Origin of the sequence: uncultured Roseobacter sp. (assembly GCF_947501835.1) — a bacterium.
Classification (GTDB): Bacteria; Pseudomonadota; Alphaproteobacteria; order Rhodobacterales; family Rhodobacteraceae; genus Roseobacter.
In genome coordinates this window covers 70,441-96,716 of the sequence record NZ_CANMXR010000004.1, presented here as the reverse complement: position 1 = coordinate 96,716, position 26,276 = coordinate 70,441, and the positions used below count along the sequence as shown (strand labels likewise).

Here is a 26,276-nt window from a genome sequence, read left to right as displayed (position 1 = left end):
CAGATCGCTCCTTTATCCGTTTTCGCGCCAATGGATGGCGACGCTGCCAATCCGAAAGAACTCGCTGGCTTGGGGGTCGCGCAGAATGCTGATCTTATTGGACCCCCGCTTGAGAACCCCGGGCGGGATGCCATCCATCCAGGTCGTCCAGACACGATCCGTCTTGTCTCTGGCCAGGTCGAATCCGTCGAGCGGCGTGCCATTGATCAAAATGCGGTGCGTGTCAGCTTCGACATCAAACTGCTGGATCAACAGGTATCCGACCCCAACCGGGGTGCCGTCGATCTTGAAGCCGCGACTGGCATCTGTGGTCGCGGAATTGAAGTCCTGCTGGAAGCTGACCCATGTGAAATCAGATTGACGCATGATCCTACTCCAGCGCCTTGAAGCTGCCGCCGCAGACGCAGGTACATCCACCCTCTGGAAGCTCAAAGCAGGTCGGCACCTGCGTGGTGGCGCAGTGGATTGTCGAACAGCTGTTCAAGCCCGTTGTCCTTTTGAGATCAATGCGTCCGCTGAACGGCACCTTCAGAAACGCGCGCTCGGATTTGCCGTTCTTGAACGTCACCACAAGGCTGCGCCCGGTGAGGATGTCATGGGCAAGCTCATGCGGCCCGTCCTCCACCGCTTTGGGATCAAAGGTGAAAAGCATCGGCATCCCGACCGTCCCCGCGATAACGGAGCGGTCGGTCACCATCGGCTCCGGTTCAAGCTGCGCTTTGCTTCTGTCCTGCGCGCTGACTGCTGTGGCCGCGATTGCGGTCCCGCAGATCAGCGCGATGGTCACGCGCAGTATGTTTGAAGAGACGTGATGAGAAGGTCTTTGGAAAGTCATTACGCTATTCCCGATGCTAAGAGGTTTGAAAACAATGGGCGGACGCAGGCTATGAATGCCGCCCTTCAAGCCTGGTCTGCATTCCTGGAAATTGGCATCGTTCAAATGGCGTATTTTCCCTACGCATTTTGACCCATTCTGCGGTTACTGCTAGGATCAGGGGGTATCTTTGAAAGGCGCGCCCCGATGCCCGGCCAAGAGATTTTGACAAAGAGAGAAAGCGAAATTGCACGCGCTTATGTGGACGGTCTGAGCCACAAGGAGATCGCCGAGCGGTTGTGTATCGCGCCGGCGACCGTCCGCACCCATCTCAACAGCATCTACCGCAAGCTTGGCGTCCGGACCAAGATGCAGCTTCTCAAAGAAATTGGCGCCGCCGATGTCGAACCGGAGCCGAGACGGCCGGTCAGGCGCATGGCCTTGATTGCCGTGGCGGTGTTGCTGGTTTCATTAGTTGCGGGGCTGGTGCTCATGCCCGGCAACCGGATGGTCGCAAGCGTCTCTGCCCCGCCTTCCATCTCAAACCTGCCGTCGGTGGCCGTTCTGCCCTTTGCTTTCAGCCAAGCCGACGCAGAAAAAACCGCCTTTGTCACGGCTGTCGCACGCGACATGGTGACCGATCTGTCGCAATTCAGCACCGTTCTGGTTTACGCCGCCGACACCACCTTTGCCTATGCCGCGCAGGGCATGTCGCCGTTGGAGATCGCCGGGCAATTGGGCGCGCGCTACGTTGTGTCGGGCGACGCGCAATGGCATGGCAAGACGGTCCGGGTGAATGTGCAGCTTTATGAAGCCGCCACGTCCAAGACCGTTTGGGCCGAGCGATTTGAACGCCCGGCGGACGATCTCTTGGTGCTGCAAAACGAGATCGTGACCGAAGTCGTCCGCCTTGTGGGCATTGCAGATGGGGCCAACAGCAAGCTGCGCGCAAGCGAGCTTTCCCGGGTGCAGCGGATGCCGACCGCAAGCCTGGCCGCCTATGATCACTTTCTCAACGGGCTGGTTTTATTTGAAAGCTACCGTGCGGAAGAGACCCTGCAATCGATCACGGAATTCGACCGCGCCCTGGAGATCGATCCGCTCTACGGGCGCGCGCATGCCTATGCGGGCTGGGCCTATCTGCAGGATTTCCGCAACGGCTGGAGCGACGCGCCGGAGCAATCGCTGCTCGAAGCGGAGCGCCGGGCGGAGAAGGCCATTGAGATCGACCCGCATGACCCTTACGGGCATTGGACGATGGGGGCGATCCGTCTTTATCAGCGGCGGCATGAGCAGTCGCTGGCCGCCTATCAGCAGGCCATCGATCTTAATCCCAACAATGCCGAAATGCTGGTGCATCTTGGCTGGGCGCTGACCTACGCTGGCGAGCCCGACAAGGGGATCGAGTTCATCGAAAGCGCGATGGAGCGGAACCCGCGCTACCCCGGCTGGTACCTTTGGGATCTGGCCTTCGCGCATCTTGTCGCCGGGCGCTATGCGGAAACGGCGGAGGTGATGGAACGGCGCTCCCCCAAGACAACGGGCACCTATGAGCTGTTGGCGCTCGCCTATGCAAAGCTCGGCCGGACCGAGGAAGCCGAGGCCGCGCGTGAAAAGGTTCTGGCCGCAGCGCCGCAGACGTCGGTTGCGCGCACGGAACGCGTTGAACCTTTTCTCAGACCTAAGGACTTAGAGCATTACCTCGATCTGATGCGAAACGCAGGCTTCCCGGAAGACAGCGCCGCCCCGCTTTGATCTGTGTTTCTTCGGGAACGGGTGGGGCAGTTGCAAACCCCTCTGAGGGTTCAGGTCTGAGACAGATGACGCTGGTGCGACGGCGCCGCAGGCCGCGCGGCATCCAGATCCCGCCAGACAGGCAGGGAAATCTGTATCTTCGCGCCGGAGGTACTGGGTTTTATCTGCAACGCGCCCTTGTGGTTCTCGACCACGCGCGCTGCGATTGGCAACCCCAGACCACTGCCGGGACCGGCTTTGGCCTGGCTGAAACGACCAATGGCCAAAACATGGTCAGCAGGGTCAATGCCGATACCGTCGTCCTCCACGATGATCTCGATGGCTTTATCTGAGGCGGAAATGCGCAGATCTATGCGCGAGACCTGCGGGCCACCATGGACCACGGCATTTGCTAACAGGTTCAAAAACGCCTCCTGCAGCATCACGGGATCGCCCCAGATGTGATGGTGCGATGTTTTCCGGTCAGATGTGACCGTGACAGTATAGCCCGGGTACTGCTGTTCAAAACGGGTCACCACCAGCGCAATCAGCGCATCGATGTCTAAAACCTCACCGTTCAGGGCCACATCTGACCCGGTTGCACGCTCAAAGGACAGCAGCTGGTTAGTCAGATGGGTTGCATGGCGCGCAGCGGCGATCAATTCGGAGCTTCGGGATTTTGCAGCCTCCGGTGTGGGGGCTTTCTCAACCGCTTCGGCCAGCGCAAGCACACCCGCAATCGGGTTGCGCAGTTGGTGCGCTGCGTTTGAAATGAATTCGTCCTTGGAACTGATCCGGCGGGACACTCGGTCCAGCAGCGTGTTCAGGGTCGAGACAATCCCCTGTGCCTCAACCGGTACATTGCGGCGAATCGGCTCAAGCTCATTCGGATTGCGCCGGGCAATGGCCTCCTGCAGATCCAGCAGGGGCCGCAATCCCAGACCGACACCGAACCAGACAACCAAGGCCACGCTGACCACCATCAGGGCGATCACGCCAAACACGCGCAGGACCACATCGCGGATGAAACCGGCACGCACCTGCGTATCCTGCCAAACGGTAATGGTGAAAAGTCCGGAGACATTGTCGATGACCGTCGCGTCCTGAAACCGCAGCACCCGGACATCGCGACCCTGATAAACCGCGTCATAGAATTGTGGTTCCTGCGGCCCTGCGGCGACCGGGAAAGGCGACACCGGCGGGGTGGCATAGCCGGTGACGAACACGCCGTCCGGCGCAAAGACATGGTAAAAGAGTTCACCGCCCGAGGTATCGCTCACCAACCGGCGCGTGGCCGGGCTGAGCGCATCGCCGCCGGACACCGCGACGTCACGGGAAATGGCAAGCGCCGCCGAAAGCAAGCCGCGGTCAAAGATCTCCTCAGCACGGTCGGTCGTGTTGTGAAACTGCCAGGCCGTGGCAACGACAGAGATCAGCAAAAGCGGCGTCAGGATGATCAGGATCAGCCGTGCGCGCAGCGATTGAGCTTTCATGCCTCGGGCTCGTAACGCATTTGGTACCCCAGGCCACGCTGGGATTTTATTCCAATACTATAAGGCTTTAGCCGTGACCTGAGACGCGATATATAGACCTCGACGACCTTCTCATCGACATCTGTGCCGACGCCGTAGGCATAGTCCAACAGGGCCGCTTTGGAGACTAATCGCCCCTCTGCCGACAACAGGCATTCAAAGACCGACAGCTCACGACGCGGCAATTCCAAGGGCGCGTCATCGGCAAAAAGCTGGCGCGCGGCGGCGTCGAAACTCACCGCGCCAATTTGCGCGGTTTGCCGGTGCGGCACCGCACGCCGCCGGGTCAATGCGCGCACGCGTGCCTCCAGCTCCGCCATCTCGAAAGGTTTGATCAAGTAGTCATCGGCGCCGGCATCCAGACCAATGACCCGGTCTTCGGTCTCCGCCCGCGCGGTCAGCAAAATCACCGGTCGACCGTCGTCGCGCGCCCTGAGTTCCTTGAGCAGGGCCAGCCCGTCGATCCCCGGCAGGTTGATATCGAGGATGATCAGATCAGAGGTATCGTCACGCAAAAACACCGAGGCTTCGTGCCCATCGTGCAACAAATCGACCGCATGCCCGGTGTCTTGCAACCGGTAGGCAATGCCTTTGGCGAGGCCAATGTTGTCTTCAACGAGGGTGATCCGCATCTTTTTTGAAGCCTGAAAGTTTCGTGCAAGGTTCGCAGGTAACCTTTGTGACATCAACCGGTCCGGGACAAGACCGGCGATTTTGCATGGCGTCTTCGCGAAAGGAAGCGCCACATATCAGGGAGGAACATATGTCCTTAATCACAACCACGCGTCGCGTGGCGGTTGGCCTTGTGGCCGCGGCTGCTGCGACTTTCTCACTTCAGGCCCATGCGGGCGGCCACGGCATCGATCTGAGCGGCAAGACCGTTGAGTGGATCATCCCCTTCTCCGAAACCGGCGGATCGGCCAAATGGGCCAACTTCTACGCGCCGCTGCTTTCTGAGGCGCTACCAGGCGAGCCCACCGTCGTCGTGAAGTTCATGCCCGGTGCCGGATCGACCAAAGGCGCCAACTTCTTTCAGGAGCAGGAATATGACGATGGCACGCTGATCTTCGGCTCCAGCGGCTCGACACAATTTCCGTTCCTGCTCAGCGATCCACGGGTGAAATACAACTACGCCGACTGGAACGTGGTGCTCGCCTCGGGTACCGGTGGCGTCGCCTATCTGCCACCGGATCTGGCTGCAAAGATGGACGGGCTGAGCGCCACACCGCTGCAGGGCGAAGATTTCATCTACGGCAATCAGGGCGCGACCCGTCTCGATCTTGTGCCCACGCTGGCCTGGGAAATGCTGGGGCTGAATGTCGAGAGCGTCATGGGCATCAAAGGTCGCGGCGATGGACGCCTGATGTTTGAACGGGGTGAGGCGAACATCGATTATCAGACGTCTTCCTCTTATCTGTCGGGTGTGACCCCGCTGGTCGAGGCGGGCACCGCCGTGCCGATGATGACCTGGGGCGCGTTGGATGATGCGGGCAATATCGTGCGGGACCCGACCTTCCCGGACATTCCCACCTTCAAGGAAGTATGCGAGGCCACCGATGGCTGTGAAACTTCCGGCGAAAAATGGGATGCCTGGAAGGCATTCTTCATCGCGGGATTCCCCGCCCAGAAGATGGTCTTCTTGCCAGCAGGTGCGACGGCGGATGCCATCGCAACCTATACCGCCGCCTTTGAAGCGGTGAAAGCGCGGGCCGACTTCGCGGAAATCTCCGGCAAACGTCTGGGCAAATACCCGCAAATGACCGGTGACGCCGCGCAAACAGCGCTGCAAAGCGGCACCAATGTGACGCCGGAAGCCAAGGACTTCGTGGTCAATTGGCTGCAGGAAAAATACGGCGTTTCGCTGAACTAGGCCTTGTTTTTTGAGCGCCCCGGCCAACGGTCGGGGCGCTTTTCCAAGCAAGGCAGGGAGAGAGTTCATGGATGTCATCATGGAGGCGTTGCCCGCATTGGGCGATGCATGGGGGTTGATCCTGCAACCCGTCGTGCTCGGGTATCTGGTGCTTGGCGTTGTGATGGGCCTGTGTATCGGGGTCTTTCCGGGGCTCGGCGGGATTGCCGGTCTGTCACTGCTGCTGCCCTTCATGTTCGGGATGGATCCGATTCTGGGCCTTGCGCTGATGGTGGGTATGGTCGCGGTGGTGCCGACCTCTGACACCTTTGCCTCCGTCCTGATGGGGATTCCGGGATCATCCGCCTCGCAGGCGACGGTGCTCGACGGTTTTCCCATGGCCAAGAAAGGGAAGGCCGCGCGGGCCTTGTCCGCTGCCTTTGCCTCCTCGCTTTTCGGCGGGTTGGTGGGCGCCAGCTTCCTGACAATTTTCATCCTGATCGCGCGCCCGATTGTGCTCGAATTCCGCACGCCAGAGCTCTTGATGATCACGATTTTTGGCCTGTCCATGGTGGGCATTCTAGCGGGCCGCGTGGCGATCAAGGGGATCGTGGCGGCGGGTCTTGGCATGCTCATCGGTACCATCGGCGAAGGGGCCTCCTCAGGCGATCTGCGTATGTCCTCCTACGACCTGCCCTATCTGACCGACGGGTTGAAACTGGTGATCGTCGGCCTTGGTATCTTCGCCATCCCGGAGATTGTCTCGCTGCTGCGCCAGGACCGCGCCATCTCCAGTGAGCCGCAACTGGGCGGTGGATGGCTTGAAGGTGTGAGAGACTGGTTTGCCAACATCTGGCTGTCCGTGCGGTGTTCGATCATCGGCGTTGTCGTCGGCGTAATCCCCGGTTTGGGCGGGTCGGTCGTGGATTGGATCGCCTACGGGCACGCGGTACAGACGACCAAGGACAAGTCCAACTTCGGCAAAGGCGAAGTGCGCGGCGTGATCGGCCCGGAAAGCTCCAACAACGCCAAGGAAGGCGGCGGCCTCGTCCCAACCCTGCTCTTTGGCATCCCCGGTTCCGGCTCCATGGCGATCTTCATCGGGGCCATCGCGCTTCTCGGCTCCGGTCAGATTGAGGTCGGCCCGGCCATGTTGAAAAACAACCTCGACATCACCTATTCCATCGTCTGGTTGCTCGCGCTGGCAAATGTGGTGGGCACCATTATCTGCATCGCGGCCTCCGGCGGCATTGCGAAACTGACGACCATTCGGTTCGCGCTGCTGGCGCCATTCCTCTTCATGATCATCAGCTTTGCCGCCTTCCAGTCGGGTCAGAACCTGATGGACCTCGTCGCCCTCTTCGCCATCGGCTTTCTGGGTCTGATGATGCGCCGCTTTGACTGGTCGCGGCCCGCCTTTCTGATCGGATTTGTGCTCTCTACCCCTGCAGAGAACTACGCCAACCAGGCGCTCCAGATCGCGCAATCGCGGTTCCGGAAAAGCTTCGAGGACGGGCTCGACTACATCTTCAGCCCGATCGTCATCGTCCTGCTGATCATCACTGTAATCTCTGTCGTGATGGGGCTGCGCCAGGCCAAGAACATCATGGCCGAAGGCGACGTACAATCCGGCTCAAAGCGTGCGCCCTTCGTGATGCTGCTCGTGGTGACCGGCTATATCGCCTACGCCTTCTATGACGCCGCCTCGATCCCGAGCTTCAGCCGCGACCGGACCTTCCCGATGTTTGTCGCCGGGGTCTGCCTCGTTGGCTGTGCGATCCTGATCATCACCATGATGCTGAAGCCCGAAACAGATACGATCTTTGCCGATCGCGAAAAGAGCGGGGAGGAGGCCGATGCTGCCCATGGGCTTTGGCCGACGCTGGCGTGGTTTGCCGGGCTGCTGATCCTGACCTCGCTTTTCGGGTTCATCCTCGCGCTAACCGCTTTCCTCTTCAGCTTCATGAAGCTGCGTGCCCGCGTCAGCACCGCCTATGCCGCGATCTATACTGCCGTCGGCCTCGCCTTCATGTGTGGCATGGCCTGGCTGCTCAACCGCGATTTTCCACCTGGCCTGCTGCAGGAATATGCAGATTTGCCATGGCCCATGACCTGAGCAGACGCCCATGACCCAGACCGCAATTCCGTTCCTCTTCATGCGCGGCGGCACCTCGCGCGGGCCCTACCTCAACCGCGCCGATCTGCCCCAGGATGCTGAAACCCTGGCCGAGGTGCTGATCGCCATGCTCGGGTCAGGCCACCCGATCAATATCGACGGCATCGGCGGCGGCGTGGCGGTCACGACCAAGGTCGCGATGCTCTCGCAATCAGACGACCCTTGGGCGGATGTCGACTATTTATTTGCACAGGTCAGTGTCGAGGACAGGCTTGTCGATTTCAAACCCACCTGCGGCAATATCCTGTCGGGCGTCGGCCCCGCGGCCATCGAAATGGGGTTGGTTCCCGCGCGCAAAGACGAGACACCCGTCAACATCCGCGCCGTAAATACCGGGGCCAGGGTTGCGGCGCTGGTGCAGACGCCGGGTGGTCAGGTCCGCTATGACGGTGATACGCAGATTGCCGGGGTGCCGGGCACTGCGGCCCCCGTTGCGCTACAGTTCATGGAAACCGTCGGCGGCGTGACCGGGGCTTTCCTGCCCACCGGCAATCTGATCGACGTGATTGACGGCATAGAGGTCACCTGCATGGATGTGGCTATGCCGATGGTGATCGCAAACGCCGCGAGCTTCGGGCTGAGCGGGTATGAAAGTGCCGCGGAGCTTGACGAAAACAAAGCGTTTTTCGCGCGCATGGAAGCGGTGCGGCGCGAAGCGGGTCTGCGCATGGGGATGGGGGATGTGTCGCAATCCGTCACGCCGAAGTTTGGCCTGCTGGCCCCCCCAAGAGACGGCGGAACGATGACGGCGCGCTATTTTATGCCGTGGAATTGCCACCCCTCCATGGCCGTGACCGGCGCACAGTGCCTCGCCTCTTGCATTCTGACCCCTGGCACCGTGGCCGATGTGGCGTTGCCAAACGAAACACCCGCCCGGGTTATCTTGGAACACCCATCCGGTGCCATTGACGTCGATGTCGCCTTCGAAAACACGGCCAGCGGCTTTGCCGTGAAATCCGCCGGATTGGTGCGTACCGCCCGTAAGCTGGCGAGCGGCGCGGTCTATGTCCCCGCATCAGTCTGGGCAGGTGATTGACGCAGCCTAATTTCAGTATACAATAGTATACATTAATTTAGGAGGAAGCATCATGACCGATCAGTTCGAAGACTGCATCCTGGCCGCGCAATCAGAACTTGCCGTGGCGCGCCGGTTGCTCAGTAATGAAATCAGCGCTTACCCGGTCCCGATTTCGGGATGCGACGCGCAATTCAATCACCTGCTGGCGGAACGGCAAAAGGTGTTGCTGGCGATCCGCTCGCTGGAAGAAGACGTCTTTATTCCGACCCCGCGCGCCCCCACGGCCACCGACGGCGTCGAAAGCCGGTGAAAGTCCATATTCTGGACGATTGGTTCGACACGCTGCGCACCCTGCCCTGCTTTGCAAAGATGGCAGCGCATGAGGTAACCGTGTGGACCGATCATGAACCTGACCCGGAACGCCTGGCGGCGCGGGTTCAGCAGGCGGAGGCTTTGGTGCTATTCCGCGAACGCACGCGGATCGGCGCGGATCTGCTGGAACACCTGCCCGACCTGCGCCTGATTTCGCAGCGCAGCGTCTACCCGCATGTCGATGTGGACGCCTGCACGCGTCATAACGTGCTTTTGTGCTCGAACATGCATTCCGACACGCCCTCCTATGCCGCCGCAGAACATACGCTGGCCCTGATCCTGGCAAGCTACCGGCAGATCCCCCAGCAAGTTGCCTCGCTCCGCGCGGGTACTTGGCAATCGGGTGTCGGGCGCAGCCTGCGGGGGCGAACCCTAGGCCTTTATGGCTACGGCAGGATCGCCAAGGCCGTCGCGGGATATGCCGAGGCGCTAGGGATGCAGGTGCAATGGTGGGCCTCGCCGGAGGGCCGCGCCCGCGCCGCCGCCGAGGGGGTAACAGTTGCAGCCAACCGCGAGGCCTTCTTTGCCACCTCGGATATCGTCAGCCTGCACGTGCGCCTGAAGCCGGAGACCAAAGGCATCGTAACCGCCGCAGACCTCGCCGCGATGCAACCGCGCAGTCTGTTGGTGAACACCTCGCGGTCCGGTCTGATCGCCCCCGGTGTGCTCGAAACGGAAATGGCGCGAAATCGCATTTTCGCGGCGGTAGATGTCTTTGATAGCGAACCCCTGACCGACACGACGCATCCCCTGCTGACACACCCCAATGTGCTGCCGACCCCGCACATCGGCTATGTAACCGAGGATGAATTTGATCTGCAGTTCAGTGATATCTTTGACCAGATCAACGCCTATGCCGATGGCGCGCCCATCAACATGATCAACCCGGAGGTTTGGGGCTGAACATCCGCGCCGCCAGCGGTGCCCCAAGGATCACCACGACAATGCGCAGCACGTGATGGGCAATCACAAAGGCCATATCGGCCCCCGCGATCAGCGCAAGCACGGTCATCTCCGCCTGCCCCCCGGGGGCAAAGGCCAGCAGCGTTTCCATTGGTGGGGCAAGCTGAAGCAGATGGATCGCCTCGACAAAGAGGCTCGTCAGCACCAGCAGGATCAGACAGAACCCCAGCGCTGCGGTCACATCGCGGCGCACCTCATGGCCGGTTACGCCCGCGTATTTTGTGCCCACCGTCATGCCGATGAAGAACTGCGCCATCCAGATTGCCTCGGCAGGGGGGCGGTGCTGCAGAACACCCAGCAGCGCAAGGACACCCGCAAGGATCATCGGCCCCAGGATGGACGCGCCAAAGAGCCCGACCCGCTTCGCCCCCTGCCAGCCGACGATCCCGCAAACCACCATCAGGAGCAGCTGCGAAAGCGGCAACGTCGTTGCTGGCACGCCAGGTGGATTACTGAGATCAACTCCCCAATAGCCCTTGAGAATGAAGGGCAGCGCCACAACGATCACCAATACCCGCGTCGCATGGATCAAGGAAAGCGCGCGCACGTCCCCTCCGGCCTCCTCTCCGAAAAGTAGCATATCCTGCAGGCCGCCGGGCATCGCACCATAGTAGCTGGTGGCGAAGTCAAACCCCCAGAGACGCTGAAAATACGGCACCCCGATAAGACCAATGAGAAATACCATCAGCGGCACCAGGATCAGCGTCGTCCACATGCCTGCCATCGTCACCACCAGCGCCCAGGTGAAGGTCGCGCCCACGGCGACCCCCAGAATGGTCCGCATCAGGTTATTGACCACCGGGACCCCGCGCATCGGCACCCCGGCGAGGGCTGCGATGAGACAGGCCGTGATCGGCCCCAGCAACCACGGCAGCGGCAGGTGCAGCACGTGAAACGCACCCACGCCAAGGGCTGCGATCGCGTGCGATACAATGACCTGCTTCATGCGGACATCACCATGAGACGGTGGCGCAATGACGTCTGCAAATGGGTTTCAGCGGCGGCGGCAGCGGATCCTGCATCCCCGGTCCGGATGGCATCAATGATCACCGCATGCTGATCCACAACCGTGCGGATCCGCGCCGCATCCGCCAGCGTTGTGGGACCCAGAAGCAAAAGGGCGTTGTTGAGCGCACGCGCAGATTCCAACAGGAAACGGTTGCGCGCCGCCAAATGGATCGAGCGGTGAAACTGTTGGTTGATCGCGGCGGCGACCGTGGGTTTTTGCACGGCGGCGGCGATCTGCGCGTTCAGGGCGGCCAGCGCGTCAACCTCGGCCTCGGCAGCGTGTTTGGCGGCCATCCGCGCCGCTGTGCTTTCCAGCACCAGACGCATTTCATAGAGCTCGACCACCTCGGTCCGCGACAGGGTTCGGATCACAGCGCCACTACGCGGCCGGTGCTCAATGATGTTTTCGGCTTCAAGCCGCCTTAATGCCTCCCGCACCGGGGTGCGTGACAGGGACAGGCGGTTCGCGACGTCAACCTCGCGCAACCGGTCGCCTGGCTTAAATTCCCCCGCCTGGATCGCCGCCATGATTTTGGCAAAAGCCACGCCGCCTTGAGAAAGATCCGTTGGTTCAGGAGTGGTCAAGACAATGGCTTTCCAAATTGTATACGTCTGGATACAATACGGCAATACTGAGGAGAGTCGCAAATGTCAAAGCAAGTCATCGTTGTTGGATCGGGAAATGCCGCCCTCTGCGCCGGCATCGCCGCCTGCGAAGCCGGCGCAGAGGTCCTGATGCTGGAAAAGGCGGATGAAACGCTCGCCGGTGGCAATACCAAATACACCGCGGGCGCGATGCGATTTGCCTATGACAGCGCCGATGACCTGCTGCCGCTGCTCAAAGACCCCGATGATCCGAAAATCGCTGTGACCGATTTCGGGGGTTACACAAGGGACAAATTCGCCAGTGACCTCTTGGCCTTCAACGGCGGGCGCGCCCTGTCTGAAGAACAGGAAAACCTGATCTCAGAAAGCCTTCCGACGATGCAATGGCTCGGACATCATGGTGTCAAATTCGAACCGATCTACAGCCGTCAGAGCTTTGAGAAGAATGGGCGCCATGTGTTCTGGGGTGGGCTGACGCTTGCGGCGGAAAACGAAGGTGTCGGGCTTTTTGACATGGAACTGGCTGCCTTCGAACGGTTAGGCGGGGAGATCAGGTACGACAGCGCCGTTACCGGTCTGATCACGGAGGATGGACGTGTTTGCGGCGTCGAGACCGGCGGTGGGGTCCTGCACGCGGATGCCGTCATCCTGGCCTGCGGTGGGTTTGAGGCCAGTGCCGACATGCGCGCAGAGCTGATGGGCGGGCATTGGGACAAGGCAAAGGTGCGCGGCACGCCGCATAACACCGGCGACGGTCTGGTGATGGCTGGCAGGGTCGGAGCAATGCAATACGGGCTTTACGCCGGTTGCCACGCCACGCCGATGGATTTGCACATGGCGGATTATGGCGGCCTGTCCCTGCCCCCCTCGGAGCGCAAGAACTACCGCAAGATCTGCTATTTCCTGGGCGTGATGTTGAACGCCGAGGGTGCTCGATTTGTCGATGAGGGCGAGAATTTCCGCAACTACACCTATGCACAGTTCGGCAAGGCGGTGCTGGAGCAGCCAGGCAATTTCGCCTGGCAGGTTTTCGACGCAAAGGTCGATGATCTGCTCTATGCAGAGTACCGGTTCCATGATGCCCATTTCGTGCAGGCGGACACGCTGGAGGATCTCTGCACCAGGATGGACGGGGTGGACCAAACCCGGGCGTTAGAGACGGTGGCGGCTTTTAATGCTTCGGTGAACGAGGAGGTCGCCTTTGACCCCACGACCCTTGACGGCAAGAACACGATTGGCCTCGACCTGCCGAAATCCAACTGGGCGCAAAAGCTCGACACCCCACCGTTCAAGGCCTACCCGGTCACCGGTGGCATCACCTTCACCTACGGCGGTCTGAAAGTGTCTGAGCAAGGGGCGGTTATGGGCGAGGAAGGCAACACAATTCCCGGCCTATACGCCTGCGGCGAAATGGTTGGCGGCGTTTTCTTTGAAGGCTACCCCGGCGGGTCCGGCCTGACCTCGGGGGCCGTTTTCGGGCGCCGTGCCGGGGACGGCGCCGCCCGAGGCGCCTGAACCGGTTTTATCCAACCGGTCGAGTGCATGGGGTTGTGAATGGATGTCGTTGGCTTGCGCGTTTTGAGTGCAAACGATCTTCGATCATCGTCACAACGCCCACCAGCTAGCAGTTTGTCAGAAAACCGGGGCGGCGCATTTGCCGCCCCGAAACCTGCGGCTACATGCCCGCGCGCTTGGGCAGGCCGACATACATCTGCACATGTGTGACGGTGGAGAATTCGCCGGTCAGCGGCCCATAGGTCTGACCGTCTGAATGCCACGCCACGGCAAGATCAGCCATGAGATGTTCTCCGGTGAGCTGCAGGCAGGGTGAAATCGTCCGCATGAATTTCGCCGATCCGTCCGCCTCTGCGACAAAGACGTTTTCCGATCCGTCGCGTGCGCCAAAAGGCAGATCGTAGGTGCCGATGAACGGTTCTGTCGGTGGCCATACCATGAAATCATGCCACATTGTATAGACACCATTCGGCACGAGGTTTTCGAAGGCGAAATCCACCTCACCGACGCCGTCCTCGCAGGTATAGGTGCCCGCGCCTTTGGCCGCGAACCACTCACCCAGTGTGATGCCCAGCGCGGGACCTTTCGGATAGGGGCCCGTGTCCGTGGTATCCAGGAAATTATGGGCAACGGGAACCGCCGGTGCATAGAGGGGGGCCTCCATATCGCGGGTCGCCGCCGTTGGGCGGAACACCTCACCGGAGCCGGGCACTTTTTCATAGAAGACGTCCTGCTCTGCCATGCCTTCATCAATGTGGAAAATGAAGCTCAGAGTCATGTTTTCAGGCGCGGCGGATGTGGCCAGCGTCGCCGAGGTGTTTGCGACCGATCCGACCGGAACCCCGGAATCGAATTCGAGCTCGGCTTTGTCCGCAGCCAGGGCCGCCGTTGCAAGAACCAGTAGCGACGCGCCGGAGAAGAGAGATTTATACATTTTTCAGTCCTTCATAAGTTGATTTGGCAAAATTGCCTTTTTTTGGAAAACGGCCCGATCCGAAAGGGATAAGATCGGGCCAGGTGAAAGCCAGCAGCTGATGTTTTGGGCTGTCGGCACGTCCCGGGTCGAATGTCAGCCATCGATCCGGGACCATTCGGGGTAAGGGTGCGTGTTCAAAGCAGATCGGTCGCCTTAGGGCACACCCTGCGAAGCGGCGGGTTGCGGTGGCAGACCGGAGGGAACGCGCGCAGGTATGAGATGTGTGCGGTCGACTGCCGTCGGATCGGTCAGGCTGCGCAGGAAGGCCATCAAGGCATCAACCTCATCATCCTCCAGCGCCACCGGATCGATCTGCGCGGCGGCGGCAATCCTTTGGCGCAGGTTGTCGGATCGGTGCACCCATGTGTCACGCAGATCGAATGCCGCGCGGCGTTTCACATCGACCAGCGGAAAGAGCAGCTTTGAGCCCTCGCCTTTCGCCTCGATCACCTGATCCAACGACAGCAATTTCGCCTCGGCGACATCGTAGGCATGCAGTGACGCGGTGCTGTCGAGGTGGTGACGCACCATCGCCTCCAGATCACCAAAGGCACCATTGTGCCCCCACGGGCCGGTCAGCGCGACGTTGCGCAGGCTGGGCGTGCGAAAGGCGAAAAGGTCAGCTTCTTCAAAGGTGACGCGGTAGCGCCCTTCATCCTCCAGCCGATCCTTGAAGCCAGACGCCCGCCAATAGCCGGTATCCGCGCCATGCCCCTTGCCGGGGCCTACCTGCGGCACACCGATCGCATGAAATGCGTGATCCGTCATCAGAGGACCGGAGTGGCAGGTCACACAGCCTGCTTTGCCGCTAAAAAGCGCAAATCCACGCTTCTGCTGCGCATCAAGGGCCGTGTCGTCACCGGCGCTCCACCTGTCAAAGGGGCTCTCATCGGACCGGAATGCGACGCTCTGAAACGCCGCCAAGGCCCGCGCCGCCGCGACAAAGGAAACAGGCCTATCCGATGCCAATTCGGGAAAGGCCGCGTCAAACATGGCCCGGTAGCCGGGATTTGCATCCAAACGCGCGGCCAACAGACGCCAGGCATCACCAAGGCGGTCTTCGGCAACAGCGGTTGCAACCGGGTTTTCGCCTTTCTGCCCCGCCATCTCGGAGGGCGATAACACCGGGAACATCGCCTGTGCGGCGAGCAGCGTATCCAACCCTTCCGGCAAATCTTCGCGGGCGGGGCTCCAGAACCCGCTGGCAAAGGTGCCCGCGACATCAGGTTCCAGCCGCCCGTCGTGAAACATGGAGACATATTCGCGCGCACCAATATTCCACAGCGCCTGCGCATTGCGCGGAATGCGTTCAATAACACCATCCGCAGTGCGCCGATCCGGGCCAAAACCGGTTCCGCCTTCACCAATCGACAAGGCGACACCATCGCTGCTACCACGCGCGGGATCATGGCAGGTGCCGCAGGCGATATTCTGGTTTCCGGACAGGATGGGGTCGAAAAACAAAGCGCGGCCCAGAGAAACCATCGCCTCCGGCGGCGCGCCATCGTAGAGGAAGGCCGCATCCGTTAAAGGAGCCGGTCGCATCGTCTTTTCTTCCGCCTTGGCGTGAAACACGCCGCCAACGGACATTGCGATGATTGAAATTGCGCTGACGGTCGTGAAAAGACGCCGAAAGAACGGTTGGGTGGCAGAACGGGTTTGCAGGTGCAGCATCGGTCTCATCTCTTGTTCAAATTTGGTTTCTAGATTTGGATCAGTTCCAGAGATCGCGACCGAACCGGTTGCGTTCTGCGCGGGTGTGATGGTCCAACCCCATGTCCCGCAACAGATGGTCGGGCAAATCATCAAGGGCGCGCAGTTCACGCCGTTGGCGCAGGTCTGCTAGCCATTTTTGCAGAATCTTCCGCAGGCCCGGTCTGTGCGGTACCAAGCGGCTCATAACTTTACTGGTCATCGTTAACTCCATTCACATTGAGCGCCTTTAGCGCCAAGTCGTTCGCGCCGTATGTGACGCGGTTCACGGTCGATAATTTTTTTTCAGACGCGCTAATTGCCTCTGCAATGCGTTGCGCGCCTACGCTTGCTGTATGGAAAAACCCTTTGAAATGAGGTCTGTACCCCGTGAACCACAGGCCCGGGCAATTCTCATCAGGCTCGCCAGTGGGATGCAACGGTCGCCCTTCGGCATCCAGAACACCAAATTTTTCGAACAATGGCGCCAACCCGGTCGTGTACCCGGTCGCGCAGATCACCACGTCAGCGAGAATCTCCCGCCCATCAGCGAGCTTTACGGCGTTCGGCGTAAATCCGACGGTCTCCGCCACCGCTTCGACCCGACCAGATTTCAGCGCGGCAACGAAGCCGTCATCAAGGGCAAAGGTCACCCCCTCACGCAGCATGCGCGTCCCGCCGCCCGAAACATGGCGCCGCATCCCATGACGGCGAAGATTGCCGAAGGCCAGCCATTGGATCGCAGCAAAAAGCGGATCCAGCGACGATTTTGGGACGTGCAGAAACAGCCCCGCCAACCGATGCAATGGGAACCCGAAAACCCGCGTGGGCAGGATCGATGGCCCGTGCCGCAGCGACACCCAAACCTTTGACGGCGCACTGCGCGCCAGGTGGTTGAGCACGTCGGTGCCGGAGTTTCCTGCCCCCACTACAAGCACCCGTTTGCCATCGTAGGATCGCGGATCCGCAAAATCGGCTGCGTGGATCACCGCGCCCCCGAAGTCTTCGATGCCCGGCCAGACCGGGATCACCGACAACCGCTCCCGACCTGTGGCGACGATCAGATAAGCCGCCCGATGCACGCCCCGGTTGGTGACCACCTGCCACCCGCCCCAGGCGCGCTCGACTGCGCTGACGGATTCGCCAAAATGGATATCTACATCCAGATCACGCGCGTATTCCTCAAGGAATTGCACCACCGTGTCCCGGCGCACAAAGGTGCCATCCGCCCGTGTCATCTTCCTGCCGGGCAGAGCGGCGTAATGCCGGTGGATGTTCAGCCGCAATTGCGGATGCCGCGACCGCCACGGGTCGGCCACCTGATCCTGCGCCTCCAGGATCTTCACCGGAATGTCGCGCGCACGGAGTTCTTTTGCAACGGCCAGACCCGACAAACCCGCACCGATCACAATTGCACTGTTCTTGAAATCTTCTGTCACTGGTACTCTCCTCACTCAAAACGGCGTCACCTTCGCGCGATGAAATAGGCGTTGATCGGGTCATGCTGCAGGCGCTGCATATCGACCTGCTGGAAGCCAGCGGATGCCAGGAATTCCTGCGCCGTCTCAACGCCCCACATGGCCCCAAGCCCTGGTCCGCCCTGCCCCACCGAAATCGGCGTGCAATGCATCAGGGAAATTGTATAGAGCAGCGGCGCAAATGGATTTTCCTTGTTGATCTCAAGATCACGCGACCCGCCAATATCCTGCATCAGAAGAAGCCCGCCGGGTTTCAACGATCTGAAAATCAGATCCAGCAGACCTTGCGGGTCGCGTTGATCGTGCACCGCATCGAAGGCGGTGATCAGGTCACATGGTTCCAGTGTGTCGACCTCGGCCAGATCCTGCGCCCTGAAGGTCAGGTTTGTAAGGCCCAGCCGCTTTGCTTCCGCCGCGCTGTCCGCAAAAGCGTCGGCGCATAGATCGATCCCGGTAAAGCGGCTGGCCGGAAACTGCTGAGCCAGCAGCAGCATCGCGCGGCCACCGCCACACCCTGCGTCAACGACATCGATCCCCGCCTGCAACCTGTCACGGAGACCCGGCACAATTGGCAGAATGTGATCCATCAGGGCGGCACCCACGGTTTGCGCGCTGTCCTCTGCCATGACCGCATGAAACCGGTCATAGTGGTGATAATGCGTGCCGTTTCCGTCCTGAAAGCGCGCCAGCATCTCCTCTTCGACCGCGGCGGCAACGCCGATGAACTGGCTGGTCACTGCAATGTTATTGGGCGTTGCAGCGCGCGTCAGAAACGCCGCGTGCTCGGGTGGCAACGTGAAAGACCGCTTCTGCGGATCGTATTCGACCACGTCTGACGTGACCATCACGCCAAGCCACTCGCGAACGTATCGCTCCGCCAGACCAGCTTGGTCAGACAGCTCCTGCGACGTCGCGCCAGGCAGCGCCGAGAGGGTGTCAAAAAGACCGGTGCGGTGACCCAGCGACGTCATTAGGGACAAGGCAGCGCTGTTCAAAGCGCCGACCATGCGGTTTGCGAAATCCTGTGCTTTGGCCTCATCAATGGGCAACAGGGATGTGTGTTCAGTCATAATCTTGCTCCGAGCGACGCAGCGGAATGCCCCGTCTGTCCCTTGTGGTATTGCCGGATGTTTTTGAGTCGTGATATGCGGCCAACAGATCGAAACGGTGAAAATCGGACACACCCATGCCCCATGAACCAACGGCTTGTCGGACCGCTGTGCTCGCGATGCCCTGTGTCGGCACTTCAACCGTCTTCGGCATTCTTGACGTGATGGCGTCGGTCGGGCGCGACTGGGAGGTGCTACATGGCGCAGAGCCCCGCGCGCCCGCCTTTGCGGCAAAGCTGCTGTCGCTGGACGGCAAATCCTACAGCGATGTGAACGGGCGGGTCATCACCCCGGACGGGGCGCTGTGTGATCTGGCGCGGCCCGATCTGGTCATCGTGCCGGACCTGCATCTGGACCCATCACAACCGATGCCAGCGGAATTTGACGCGATGGCGGCCTATGTTCTGAATGCCCATGCCAATGGCGCCATCATCACATCGGTGTGCTCCGGCTCGGTTCTGCTGGCGGCCACCGGCCTGCTGGATGGGCTGGATGCCACGACCCATTGGGGCTTTTGCGATTTCATGGCGCGCGCATTTCCCGAGGTTCAGTTGCGACGCGAACGCATTCTCGTTCCGGCGGGGGAAGGTCACCGCGTGGTCACAGCTGGCGGGGCCTCCGCCTGGGGGGATCTGATGCTCTATCTGATCGGTCGATTTGCCGGTGAGCAAGAGGCCAGACACATGGCGAAGCTCTATCTGTTACAGCCGCACACGGAGGGGCAACTCCACTATGCATCGCTGATTGCAGGCCGCCAGCATGAGGACGCGGTGGTGGCCGAGGCCCAGATTTGGGCAGCAGATAACTACGCGGTGCCAAAACCGGTAGCGGCCATGGCGCAAAGGTCCGGGCTCACCGAACGTAGCCTGTTGCGACGGTTTCGCAGTGCCACGGGTCAGTCGCCCGCGGATTACATCCAGACATTGCGCATCGAAGAAGCGAAGCAGATGCTGGAAACAACGGACACGACCATCGAGGACATCGCGGCGGAAGTGGGCTATTCGGAACCCTCCAGCTTCAGGAACGCTTTCAAACGGCATGTCGGGCTGTCAGCTTCCGCTTACCGCAAGAAACGCCTGGTCAATGCAATGCGGTTTGATGATCTTCGGACGGTATGACAGCCGATATCGCGCAGGGCTTCCTATCTGATCTTGGTCGACCGATGTACTGGTTGCACCCCTAGAAAATGTCCCGGCCCAAACCGGAGACATCTTGCAGCCTGGTGATGGACCGCCGGCCAGATCCTTAACGACCGGCGATCCGCGGGAACCCAACCCTCAGACGAAAGAGAACTCGTGGTCGTAATCGAACACGCCCACCAAAGTCACGGTGCCTTCCGCTTCGCCTGATGCGGTGATCACAGTGCCAAGATCATTCTCTTCAATCGCCAGCTCATCCTGGGCGACGCCGACAAAATCCAACTCATCGCTGTTCTTGTTGAAATCAGCAATCACGTCATTGCCAAACATCCCCGAGAAGATGAACTCGTCAGCACCGGCACCGCTGCTCATGGTGTCGTCGCCTTCGCCACCGATGATCGTATCGCTGCCGTTACCGCCGCTGATGACATCATTGCCGTCACCGCCGTTGATGAAATCGCGACCGCGCCCGCCAAAGAGGTTATCGTCACCGTCCCCACCATCGATCATGTCGCGTCCACGGCCACCGAAAATGTCGTCGTCCCCCTTGTTGCCAAAGAGCATGTCATGACCTCTGAGACCGAGGATCAGATCATCGCCGTCCCCGCCCTCCAGCACGTTCTTGCGGTTGTCGCCAACAAGCGTTTCGCCACCCTCGTCCTCCAGCAGGAAAGTCGCCACAATCGGTTCGTGATCAGAAGCAAAATCGCTGAAGTCGGTGTTGACATGGACCACATCGATTTCCGCATCCGCAAGCAGGTTGTCGGTGACAAAGATATGATCCAGCGACTGACTGTTGCCCTGGAAGTTGAAGGTATAGGCCGCGTCGCCCTCCAGGTTTTCGATCAAGTTGGTGAGAACCTTGGATTCGCCGACACCTGGCAGATCTTCGGCCAACTCATCCGTGAACTCAAAGGTGTTGAGGTCCCCAAGGACCGAGATTTTGGCCTGTGGGTCGTCGGCACGAATGGCGTCCACCACTTCGTTGAGCGTCAAAGCCTGCTGTTCGCGTTCCGCTTCACCCGCCTGAACGAAGGGCTGCGGTCCGCCAAAGACCGGCGTCGAGCCGAACCGGGAGCTGAAGTGGTTGTTGATCAGCGTCACATCGTGACCGTTGAATTCAAACACGCCAAGCAGCGGATCGCGCGTGCCCTCAAAGGCGTCTGAGTTTGTCACACCGTATTCAGCAAGCTTGTCGGATTCGAGCGTTTCGACCTCCTTCAGGTCGACCCGTTCCGCATTGTAGAGGAAAGCGTTGCGGATATTACCACCCGGCACCCCGCCGTTCTCGCCATCCTCATCCACAATTGCACTCACGAACTCATAACGCGGGCCACCTGCCGCTTCGATGGCATCCACCAGCGCCTGCAGCGTTTCATCCGCATCCAGCGTGCCGTCATCGGCCACGCCGCTGTCGTCCTGGATTTCCTGCAAGGCGAGGATGTCCGGCGCGCCGAGATTTGTGGCGATATGTTCGCCAAGCTCCGCGATTTGCGCCGCATCACCATCCGCCGGTGCCGAGGTGATGTTGAGCACGTTGTAGGTGGCCACCGACAGGCGATCATCCGTGCCTTCCAGTTCAGTCACTTCGCGGTCGTTCTCACTGGGGGTTTCCACCTCGAAGCTTTCGGTGACGCGCACTTCGAAATTGCCGAAGCCGTAATCGACGACCCCAGTGATATTGGTCAGCGCATCGCCCACGGTTACGTCAAACTGATCAAAGCCATCGGGCAGAAGATCGCGGTCGTATTGCACCTGGATCTTTTCGGGGTTGAGATCCCCGGTCCCTTCGGCATTTGCGTTGATGGTCAGCCCGCCCCGGTCGTTGAGACCGCCTGTCGGCGAGGTCACACCCGCACCCTCATCTGCGACCACCCAGGATTCGCCGAAGCGGTTGGTGGCGCCGACAGCGGTCGGATTGTCGATGGTGACCAGCATCCCTTCGAGGCTCTCGTAGAAATCGATCCCATCGGTTTCAGGATTGAAGGTGCCCGGTTCGTCCTGCAGGTTCACCGGCAATTCGCCCTCCGAAATCACCACATCGGTCGGTGGTGTCCGGCCCGCAGCCCCCAGCACAGTGGCCGCTGGCAGGGCATTGCCGCTGCTGGTGACGTCGATCTGTGCATTGCTGATCTGCGTGGTCGAGAGGTTCCCGGATCCAGCACCGCCCGGGATGAATTCGCTCACCGTACCGCGCAGATCGATGGCGTCCCCGACAGAGACAACATCCGTGTTGCCAAACCCGGTGAAGACAAAGATCGCATCGGAGGTGGCGTCATCGCCGTCACCCTCCGGGTCCTGAAGATAGAAGCCCGCGCCATCAATGGCCGTGACGATCCCGGTGGTGCGCACCTCCTGCCCTTCAAAGGCGGAGACATGACCGGCGCCCTGGATTTCCGAGATGGTCAGACGGGGTGCCGCAGCGGTCAGATCATAGACAACGGTTGTGCCCGAAATCTCATAGGCCACGGCAATCTGTGCATTGCCCGTGGTGCTCTCTTCCGCAGAGATAAAGGCGATGGTTTCCGGCCCCTGGCGTGCCACATCGCCGCCGGGCGTCGTGTCGACAAAAGCAGGCGGGATATAGTTGACGAAGCTCGCGTTGGCCGGATCGCTGATGTCATAAATCATCACGCCGCTGTCCCGCTCCAACCCGATGAAGGCGAAGGTATCCCCATCGACCTCACCAATGATGATCGCCTCGGGCTCCGGGCCCTTGGCGTCGGACCGGTCTTCGTCCCCATCGGTGTCACCGTCATCATCGTTGAACCGCTCCGGCGCAAGGTTGGCGATGATCTGTTCGAATTCGGGGCCGGAATCGAAGACCAGATTGCCATCCTCATCAAAGATCGAAAACGACCGCGAGGAGAACGTATGCAACACGTCAATGTCGCCGTCCCCATCGGTATCCCCGTCGATGGTGGAGACCTCAAGACGCTCCAGCCCGGTGGTGTCGACGCTGTCGTCCAGAAGCCCGTCTTCGGCCAGATCCTCGACACGGTCTTCGTCAAAGTCGCGGCTGTCGCCTTCATTCGCAGTGGCAATATAGGTCTGACCGTCAATCTCGAAGCTGGAAATCGCATCCGCCATACGGAAGCCCACCAGATTGTCGAAATTGCGGATATCGATGACGCCGTTGTCATCTGCATCGAGCTTGCTCTCGCTGCTGAAATCGACTGTGCCGAGCGAGAAGATGTCAAAGATCTCACCGGTCTCCAGATCCACCTTCGCGATGGCGTTGTTCTCTTGCAGGGACACAAAGGCGGTGCTGCCATCGGGGCTGATCGCGATGTATTCCGGCTCGACGTCCTCGGCGAGGCTCACCCCTTCCTGAATGCGGATGCCAGCGTCACGTGCAACATCTTCAAGGCCATTGAACGCGGTGAAATCCAGCACGTTTGCCACCGGCGCGGTGGGATCAGTTGTGTCGATAATCGCAACGGTGCCGAGCGGATTGTCGTCGTTGTCGCTGTCATCGTTTTTTTCGCCTTCGCCTGCGACCAGAAGCTGCGTGCCCCCGTCGTTGAAGGTGAGCTGATCCGGCAGGTTGCCCACATCGACGCGCGATAGGAGCTCGCCCGTTTCCGCATCAAAGAGCGCGACAAAGCCGGATTGCGACAGGTTCACGGTTTCGCCGAACACCATCTGTTCGACAACGTCGCGCGCAACTGCCGCCGCCACGACACCGTTCTTGACCGCCACGGATTGAACGCCGTCGTAGCCTTCGAGATCGGAGAGGTCGATGGACATGGCAAGCGCGTCACTGGCAATGTCAAAGACATCGATCCGGTCCATCTCGCCGTTGGTGACATAGAGCTTGCCGTCCTCATGCACGACGACTTCAGAGGCGCCTTCGCCCCCTTCACCCTCGAACTCTGCGACGATCTCAAAGCGCAGCTCCTCGCTGGCGAGCGGCACGTTGACGCTGTCATCCCGCACAGACAGGTTTTGAATGCGGGTATCGCTCTGCGCATCGGTATCTGCCAGATCAAACGACGTGCTCCCATCCTCCGGGAAGTTGTCGGTCAGGAAGTCAGACAGTGCCTGCTGTTCGCCAATACCGAGGTCGGTCACGCCGGAGAAATTGCTGAACGGATACCCGTCGCCGCCACCGGCCAGGAAATCCAGTGTCACCACCTTGATCGACGCGGGCGCACCCACTGCAACCTCGCCATCGGTGATGATCTGCTGGATCGCGGTGCCGTTCTCATCAATCAGCACAACATTCTGGATGCGTGCGCCTTCGGTGGTGACAGTGCCGCTGCCGTCCAGAACCTGCGCCTCACCGCTGGGATCAAACGAAAACCGCAGACCGCCGACCTGGGGGAACTGCCCCGGGGTGGCGCCATCTTCGGTGGCCGCCACGCCATGTTCCAGAACGATTTTCAACTCGTCGGGCGTCAGTTCGACAATGGACAGGCCGTTGTCGAAACGCAGCGCGTTGTCGATATCCAGCTCCGAAATCTCGCCCGCATCCTTGCCCGACAGCGGGTTTGCCGCCGTGGGCAGGCGCGACGATGTGCCATCGCCATTATCAACCAACTCGCCGATCGAAGCACGGATACCGCCACCGTTCTTGATCGACACCAAAACCTCCGGGTCCACCTCCTGTGCCGCCGCCAGGTTGGCGTCTGCGGTCAGATTGCCGAAATTGGTTTCTTCGGTACGAACCGCTTCGCGGGTGCCGTTCAGGAAGACATCACTTTGCCCGGCGATATCCCCGTCTAGCGCAGTGACAATGCCCGCGACCTCTTCGGTCAGGTTCTTGACGTCCGTCGCCATCTGCGAGGCGGCGATAGCCTCCGCGAGGGTTGCTGCGCCGGTGACGTCCAGAACCCCCTGCTCATCCGTCGCAAAGGCGCCTGAAACATCTTCGTCAATCGAGGTGGGTACGATATTGCCATTGCTGTCGAATTCGACCACCAGACGCCCGACGTAGGAATATTCGCCGTCCGTCGATACAATCGCTGTCGGATTGCCATCCGCATCGTCCACAATCACCGGGTAGGGTTGATCGGCAGTGTCGCCGGGGCGCAGCCGATCCTGCGCATCTGCGTTGATGGTATCAGAGCCGCCTGCGACAATGACGTCCACGTCGCGCAACAGGCCCGCCAGCTCCTGCTCCAGGGCAAATTGCTGCAAGTGGCTGACCAGCACGACCTTGTTCAGGTCATCGGCTGTTCCCAGCGTGTTGTCCGCACCGTCGATCAGATCATCGATCACTGGCTGCAGCACAGCGGCCAGCGCCGCCATATCGTTTGCGCCGGGGTTGGAGACGTCATCAATGTCGCCTGGCGAAGAAATCGACGCCAGGAGCTGGGTTGTGGCGCCCACCACGCCAATTTGCTCGCCACCGGCCTCAAGGACCGTGGCCTGCGCAACCTTGCTATCGTTGGAATCCGATGCCGTCGCTGCCGGGTCCGCGGGGTTGTCCCGCGCGCTCAGCAGATCGGAAGCAAAATCGGTGTTGGGCAGGATCTCGTTGGTAAAGAGCGCACCCACATCGAAGTCTTGTGAGAAGTCCAGATTGGCGCTGAGGTACGGAAACTGCGCGCCGGGCGTGTCGACTTCCTGCAGGAAGTTCACCGTACCGTATCGACCGGAGGAAAGCGCATTACCCTCTTCGCTGTCGTAGTTGATGATGTTCTCGAAGGCATCCGTGCCGGCGTCGAATTCATGGTTGCCAACTGCCGAGGCGTCAAAACCAAGGGCGTTCATGATCGCGATATCAAGACGCCCGGAGGCGGTGTCGATTTCCTCGAAGTAATCGGCAAACCCGTCGCCGTTCACATCCGTGGTGTAGACCTGATCGAAGGTGATTGACCCAGCCGTGATCTCTGCCTCGATTTCGGCATTGTCGAAAAACCCATCGCCGTTGGTGTCCGCGGCCGGATCCAGAACCGAAGTATCAATCAGTCCGAACAACGCGTTGTAAAATCCTTCAAAGGTCGCGCTCAGCCCGAAATCACCGCCTGCATTAAAGAAGGGGCCGGGGATATAGTTGTCGCCTGCGGACAAGAGAACAGATGCGGTACCGTTATCTGCTGCATCCTGTTCAAGCGCATCAACGACGGCTGCGAAATTTGGCGCGTTTTCAATCGCGTCCAACCCACCCTCAAGGTCGGATGCGTGAAGAATTTGTAGCGTGAATGTCATGTATCGTGGCCCCCAAAATGGTTCTTTCTATCCGCAAGGATCGTTCAGCGGGGGCAACCGACACCAACACCAATGCTGACACAGCACTGGATCCGACGTGTTTACAATTTAACTAAGGCAGCACCTGCCCCCCAGCGTA

20 protein-coding genes are annotated in these 26,276 nt (G+C 60.3%); 8 read left to right on the top strand and 12 right to left on the bottom strand.

Annotation, left to right across the window (positions count from 1 at the left end; all coding sequences use genetic code 11):
* Positions 1–12: 12 nt before the first annotated feature.
* Entirely contained in the window at positions 13–366 is a 354-nt protein-coding gene (locus tag Q1A20_RS09630; RefSeq protein WP_299406922.1) for a hypothetical protein, read from the bottom strand.
* Positions 367–370: 4 nt separating this feature from the next.
* The gene (locus Q1A20_RS09625) at positions 371–835 is read right to left on the bottom strand and encodes a hypothetical protein (protein ID WP_299916829.1); all 465 of its coding nucleotides are present in this window, start codon (positions 833–835) and stop codon (positions 371–373) included.
* A gap of 186 nt (positions 836–1,021) precedes the next feature.
* Here Q1A20_RS09625 and Q1A20_RS09620 point away from each other — a divergent pair, with 186 nt between their 5' ends.
* Positions 1,022–2,569: a LuxR C-terminal-related transcriptional regulator gene (locus tag Q1A20_RS09620; RefSeq protein WP_299916828.1), complete on the top strand. Its 1,548-nt coding sequence runs from the start codon at positions 1,022–1,024 to the stop codon at positions 2,567–2,569.
* A gap of 50 nt (positions 2,570–2,619) precedes the next feature.
* Here the strand turns inward: Q1A20_RS09620 and Q1A20_RS09615 are convergent, their stop codons facing one another.
* Positions 2,620–4,041 (bottom strand): sensor histidine kinase, encoded by a 1,422-nt coding sequence (locus Q1A20_RS09615; protein ID WP_299406914.1) that lies wholly within the window; start codon positions 4,039–4,041, stop codon positions 2,620–2,622.
* The gene (locus Q1A20_RS09610; RefSeq protein WP_299406911.1) at positions 4,038–4,712 is read right to left on the bottom strand and encodes a response regulator transcription factor; all 675 of its coding nucleotides are present in this window, start codon (positions 4,710–4,712) and stop codon (positions 4,038–4,040) included. The genes Q1A20_RS09615 and Q1A20_RS09610 overlap by 4 nt, the downstream gene beginning before the upstream one ends.
* Before the next feature lie 131 nt (positions 4,713–4,843).
* Between Q1A20_RS09610 and Q1A20_RS09605 the strand changes: the two genes are divergently transcribed.
* The 5 genes from Q1A20_RS09605 (at position 4,844) to Q1A20_RS09585 (ending at position 10,398) form a co-directional block, all read left to right on the top strand.
* Positions 4,844–5,950 (top strand): tricarboxylate transporter, encoded by a 1,107-nt coding sequence (locus Q1A20_RS09605; protein ID WP_299406908.1) that lies wholly within the window; start codon positions 4,844–4,846, stop codon positions 5,948–5,950.
* 67 nt (positions 5,951–6,017) lie between these two features.
* The gene (locus Q1A20_RS09600) at positions 6,018–8,045 is read left to right on the top strand and encodes a tripartite tricarboxylate transporter permease (protein ID WP_299916827.1); all 2,028 of its coding nucleotides are present in this window, start codon (positions 6,018–6,020) and stop codon (positions 8,043–8,045) included.
* A gap of 10 nt (positions 8,046–8,055) precedes the next feature.
* On the top strand, positions 8,056–9,141 hold the full coding sequence (locus tag Q1A20_RS09595; RefSeq protein ID WP_299916826.1) for a 4-oxalomesaconate tautomerase: 1,086 nt from the start codon (positions 8,056–8,058) through the stop codon (positions 9,139–9,141).
* A 52-nt stretch (positions 9,142–9,193) separates the two neighbouring features.
* A complete protein-coding gene (locus Q1A20_RS09590) occupies positions 9,194–9,433 on the top strand; it encodes a hypothetical protein (RefSeq protein ID WP_299734469.1) in 240 nt (79 codons plus the stop codon).
* A complete protein-coding gene (locus tag Q1A20_RS09585; RefSeq protein WP_299916825.1) occupies positions 9,430–10,398 on the top strand; it encodes a D-2-hydroxyacid dehydrogenase family protein in 969 nt (322 codons plus the stop codon). Before Q1A20_RS09590 ends, Q1A20_RS09585 begins: the two co-directional genes overlap by 4 nt.
* On the opposite strand, the gene Q1A20_RS09580 is transcribed toward Q1A20_RS09585, so the two are convergent.
* Together Q1A20_RS09580 and Q1A20_RS09575 are read right to left on the bottom strand one after the other, a co-directional pair.
* A complete protein-coding gene (locus Q1A20_RS09580; RefSeq protein WP_299406896.1) occupies positions 10,376–11,404 on the bottom strand; it encodes an AbrB family transcriptional regulator in 1,029 nt (342 codons plus the stop codon). The genes Q1A20_RS09585 and Q1A20_RS09580 overlap by 23 nt on opposite strands.
* Positions 11,401–12,051 (bottom strand): GntR family transcriptional regulator, encoded by a 651-nt coding sequence (locus Q1A20_RS09575; RefSeq protein WP_299916824.1) that lies wholly within the window; start codon positions 12,049–12,051, stop codon positions 11,401–11,403. Before Q1A20_RS09575 ends, Q1A20_RS09580 begins: the two co-directional genes overlap by 4 nt.
* Positions 12,052–12,114: 63 nt before the next feature.
* On the opposite strand from Q1A20_RS09575, the gene tcuA reads away from it, so the two are divergent.
* Positions 12,115–13,587: an FAD-dependent tricarballylate dehydrogenase TcuA gene (gene tcuA, locus Q1A20_RS09570; RefSeq protein WP_299916823.1), complete on the top strand. Its 1,473-nt coding sequence runs from the start codon at positions 12,115–12,117 to the stop codon at positions 13,585–13,587.
* A gap of 160 nt (positions 13,588–13,747) precedes the next feature.
* On the opposite strand, the gene Q1A20_RS09565 is transcribed toward tcuA, so the two are convergent.
* The 5 genes from Q1A20_RS09565 to Q1A20_RS09545 form a co-directional block, all read right to left on the bottom strand.
* Positions 13,748–14,521 carry a hypothetical protein gene (locus Q1A20_RS09565; RefSeq protein WP_299406889.1) on the bottom strand — a complete coding sequence of 258 codons (774 nt, stop codon included), beginning with the start codon at positions 14,519–14,521 and terminating at the stop codon, positions 13,748–13,750.
* Between the two features lie 195 nt (positions 14,522–14,716).
* Positions 14,717–16,237, bottom strand: coding sequence for a cytochrome c peroxidase (locus tag Q1A20_RS09560; protein ID WP_299916822.1), 1,521 nt, complete (start codon positions 16,235–16,237; stop codon positions 14,717–14,719).
* A 40-nt stretch (positions 16,238–16,277) separates the two neighbouring features.
* Positions 16,278–16,478: a hypothetical protein gene (locus Q1A20_RS09555; RefSeq protein ID WP_299406885.1), complete on the bottom strand. Its 201-nt coding sequence runs from the start codon at positions 16,476–16,478 to the stop codon at positions 16,278–16,280.
* Positions 16,468–17,694 carry an NAD(P)/FAD-dependent oxidoreductase gene (locus Q1A20_RS09550; protein WP_299916821.1) on the bottom strand — a complete coding sequence of 409 codons (1,227 nt, stop codon included), beginning with the start codon at positions 17,692–17,694 and terminating at the stop codon, positions 16,468–16,470. The genes Q1A20_RS09555 and Q1A20_RS09550 overlap by 11 nt, the downstream gene beginning before the upstream one ends.
* Positions 17,695–17,720: 26 nt before the next feature.
* On the bottom strand, positions 17,721–18,803 hold the full coding sequence (locus Q1A20_RS09545) for a class I SAM-dependent methyltransferase (RefSeq protein WP_299916820.1): 1,083 nt from the start codon (positions 18,801–18,803) through the stop codon (positions 17,721–17,723).
* Positions 18,804–18,919: 116 nt separating this feature from the next.
* Here Q1A20_RS09545 and Q1A20_RS09540 point away from each other — a divergent pair, with 116 nt between their 5' ends.
* Positions 18,920–19,960 carry a GlxA family transcriptional regulator gene (locus Q1A20_RS09540; RefSeq protein ID WP_299916819.1) on the top strand — a complete coding sequence of 347 codons (1,041 nt, stop codon included), beginning with the start codon at positions 18,920–18,922 and terminating at the stop codon, positions 19,958–19,960.
* 159 nt (positions 19,961–20,119) lie between these two features.
* Here the strand turns inward: Q1A20_RS09540 and Q1A20_RS09535 are convergent, their stop codons facing one another.
* A complete protein-coding gene (locus Q1A20_RS09535) occupies positions 20,120–26,137 on the bottom strand; it encodes a choice-of-anchor I family protein (protein ID WP_299916818.1) in 6,018 nt (2,005 codons plus the stop codon).
* Between the last annotated feature and the right edge of the window lie 139 nt (positions 26,138–26,276).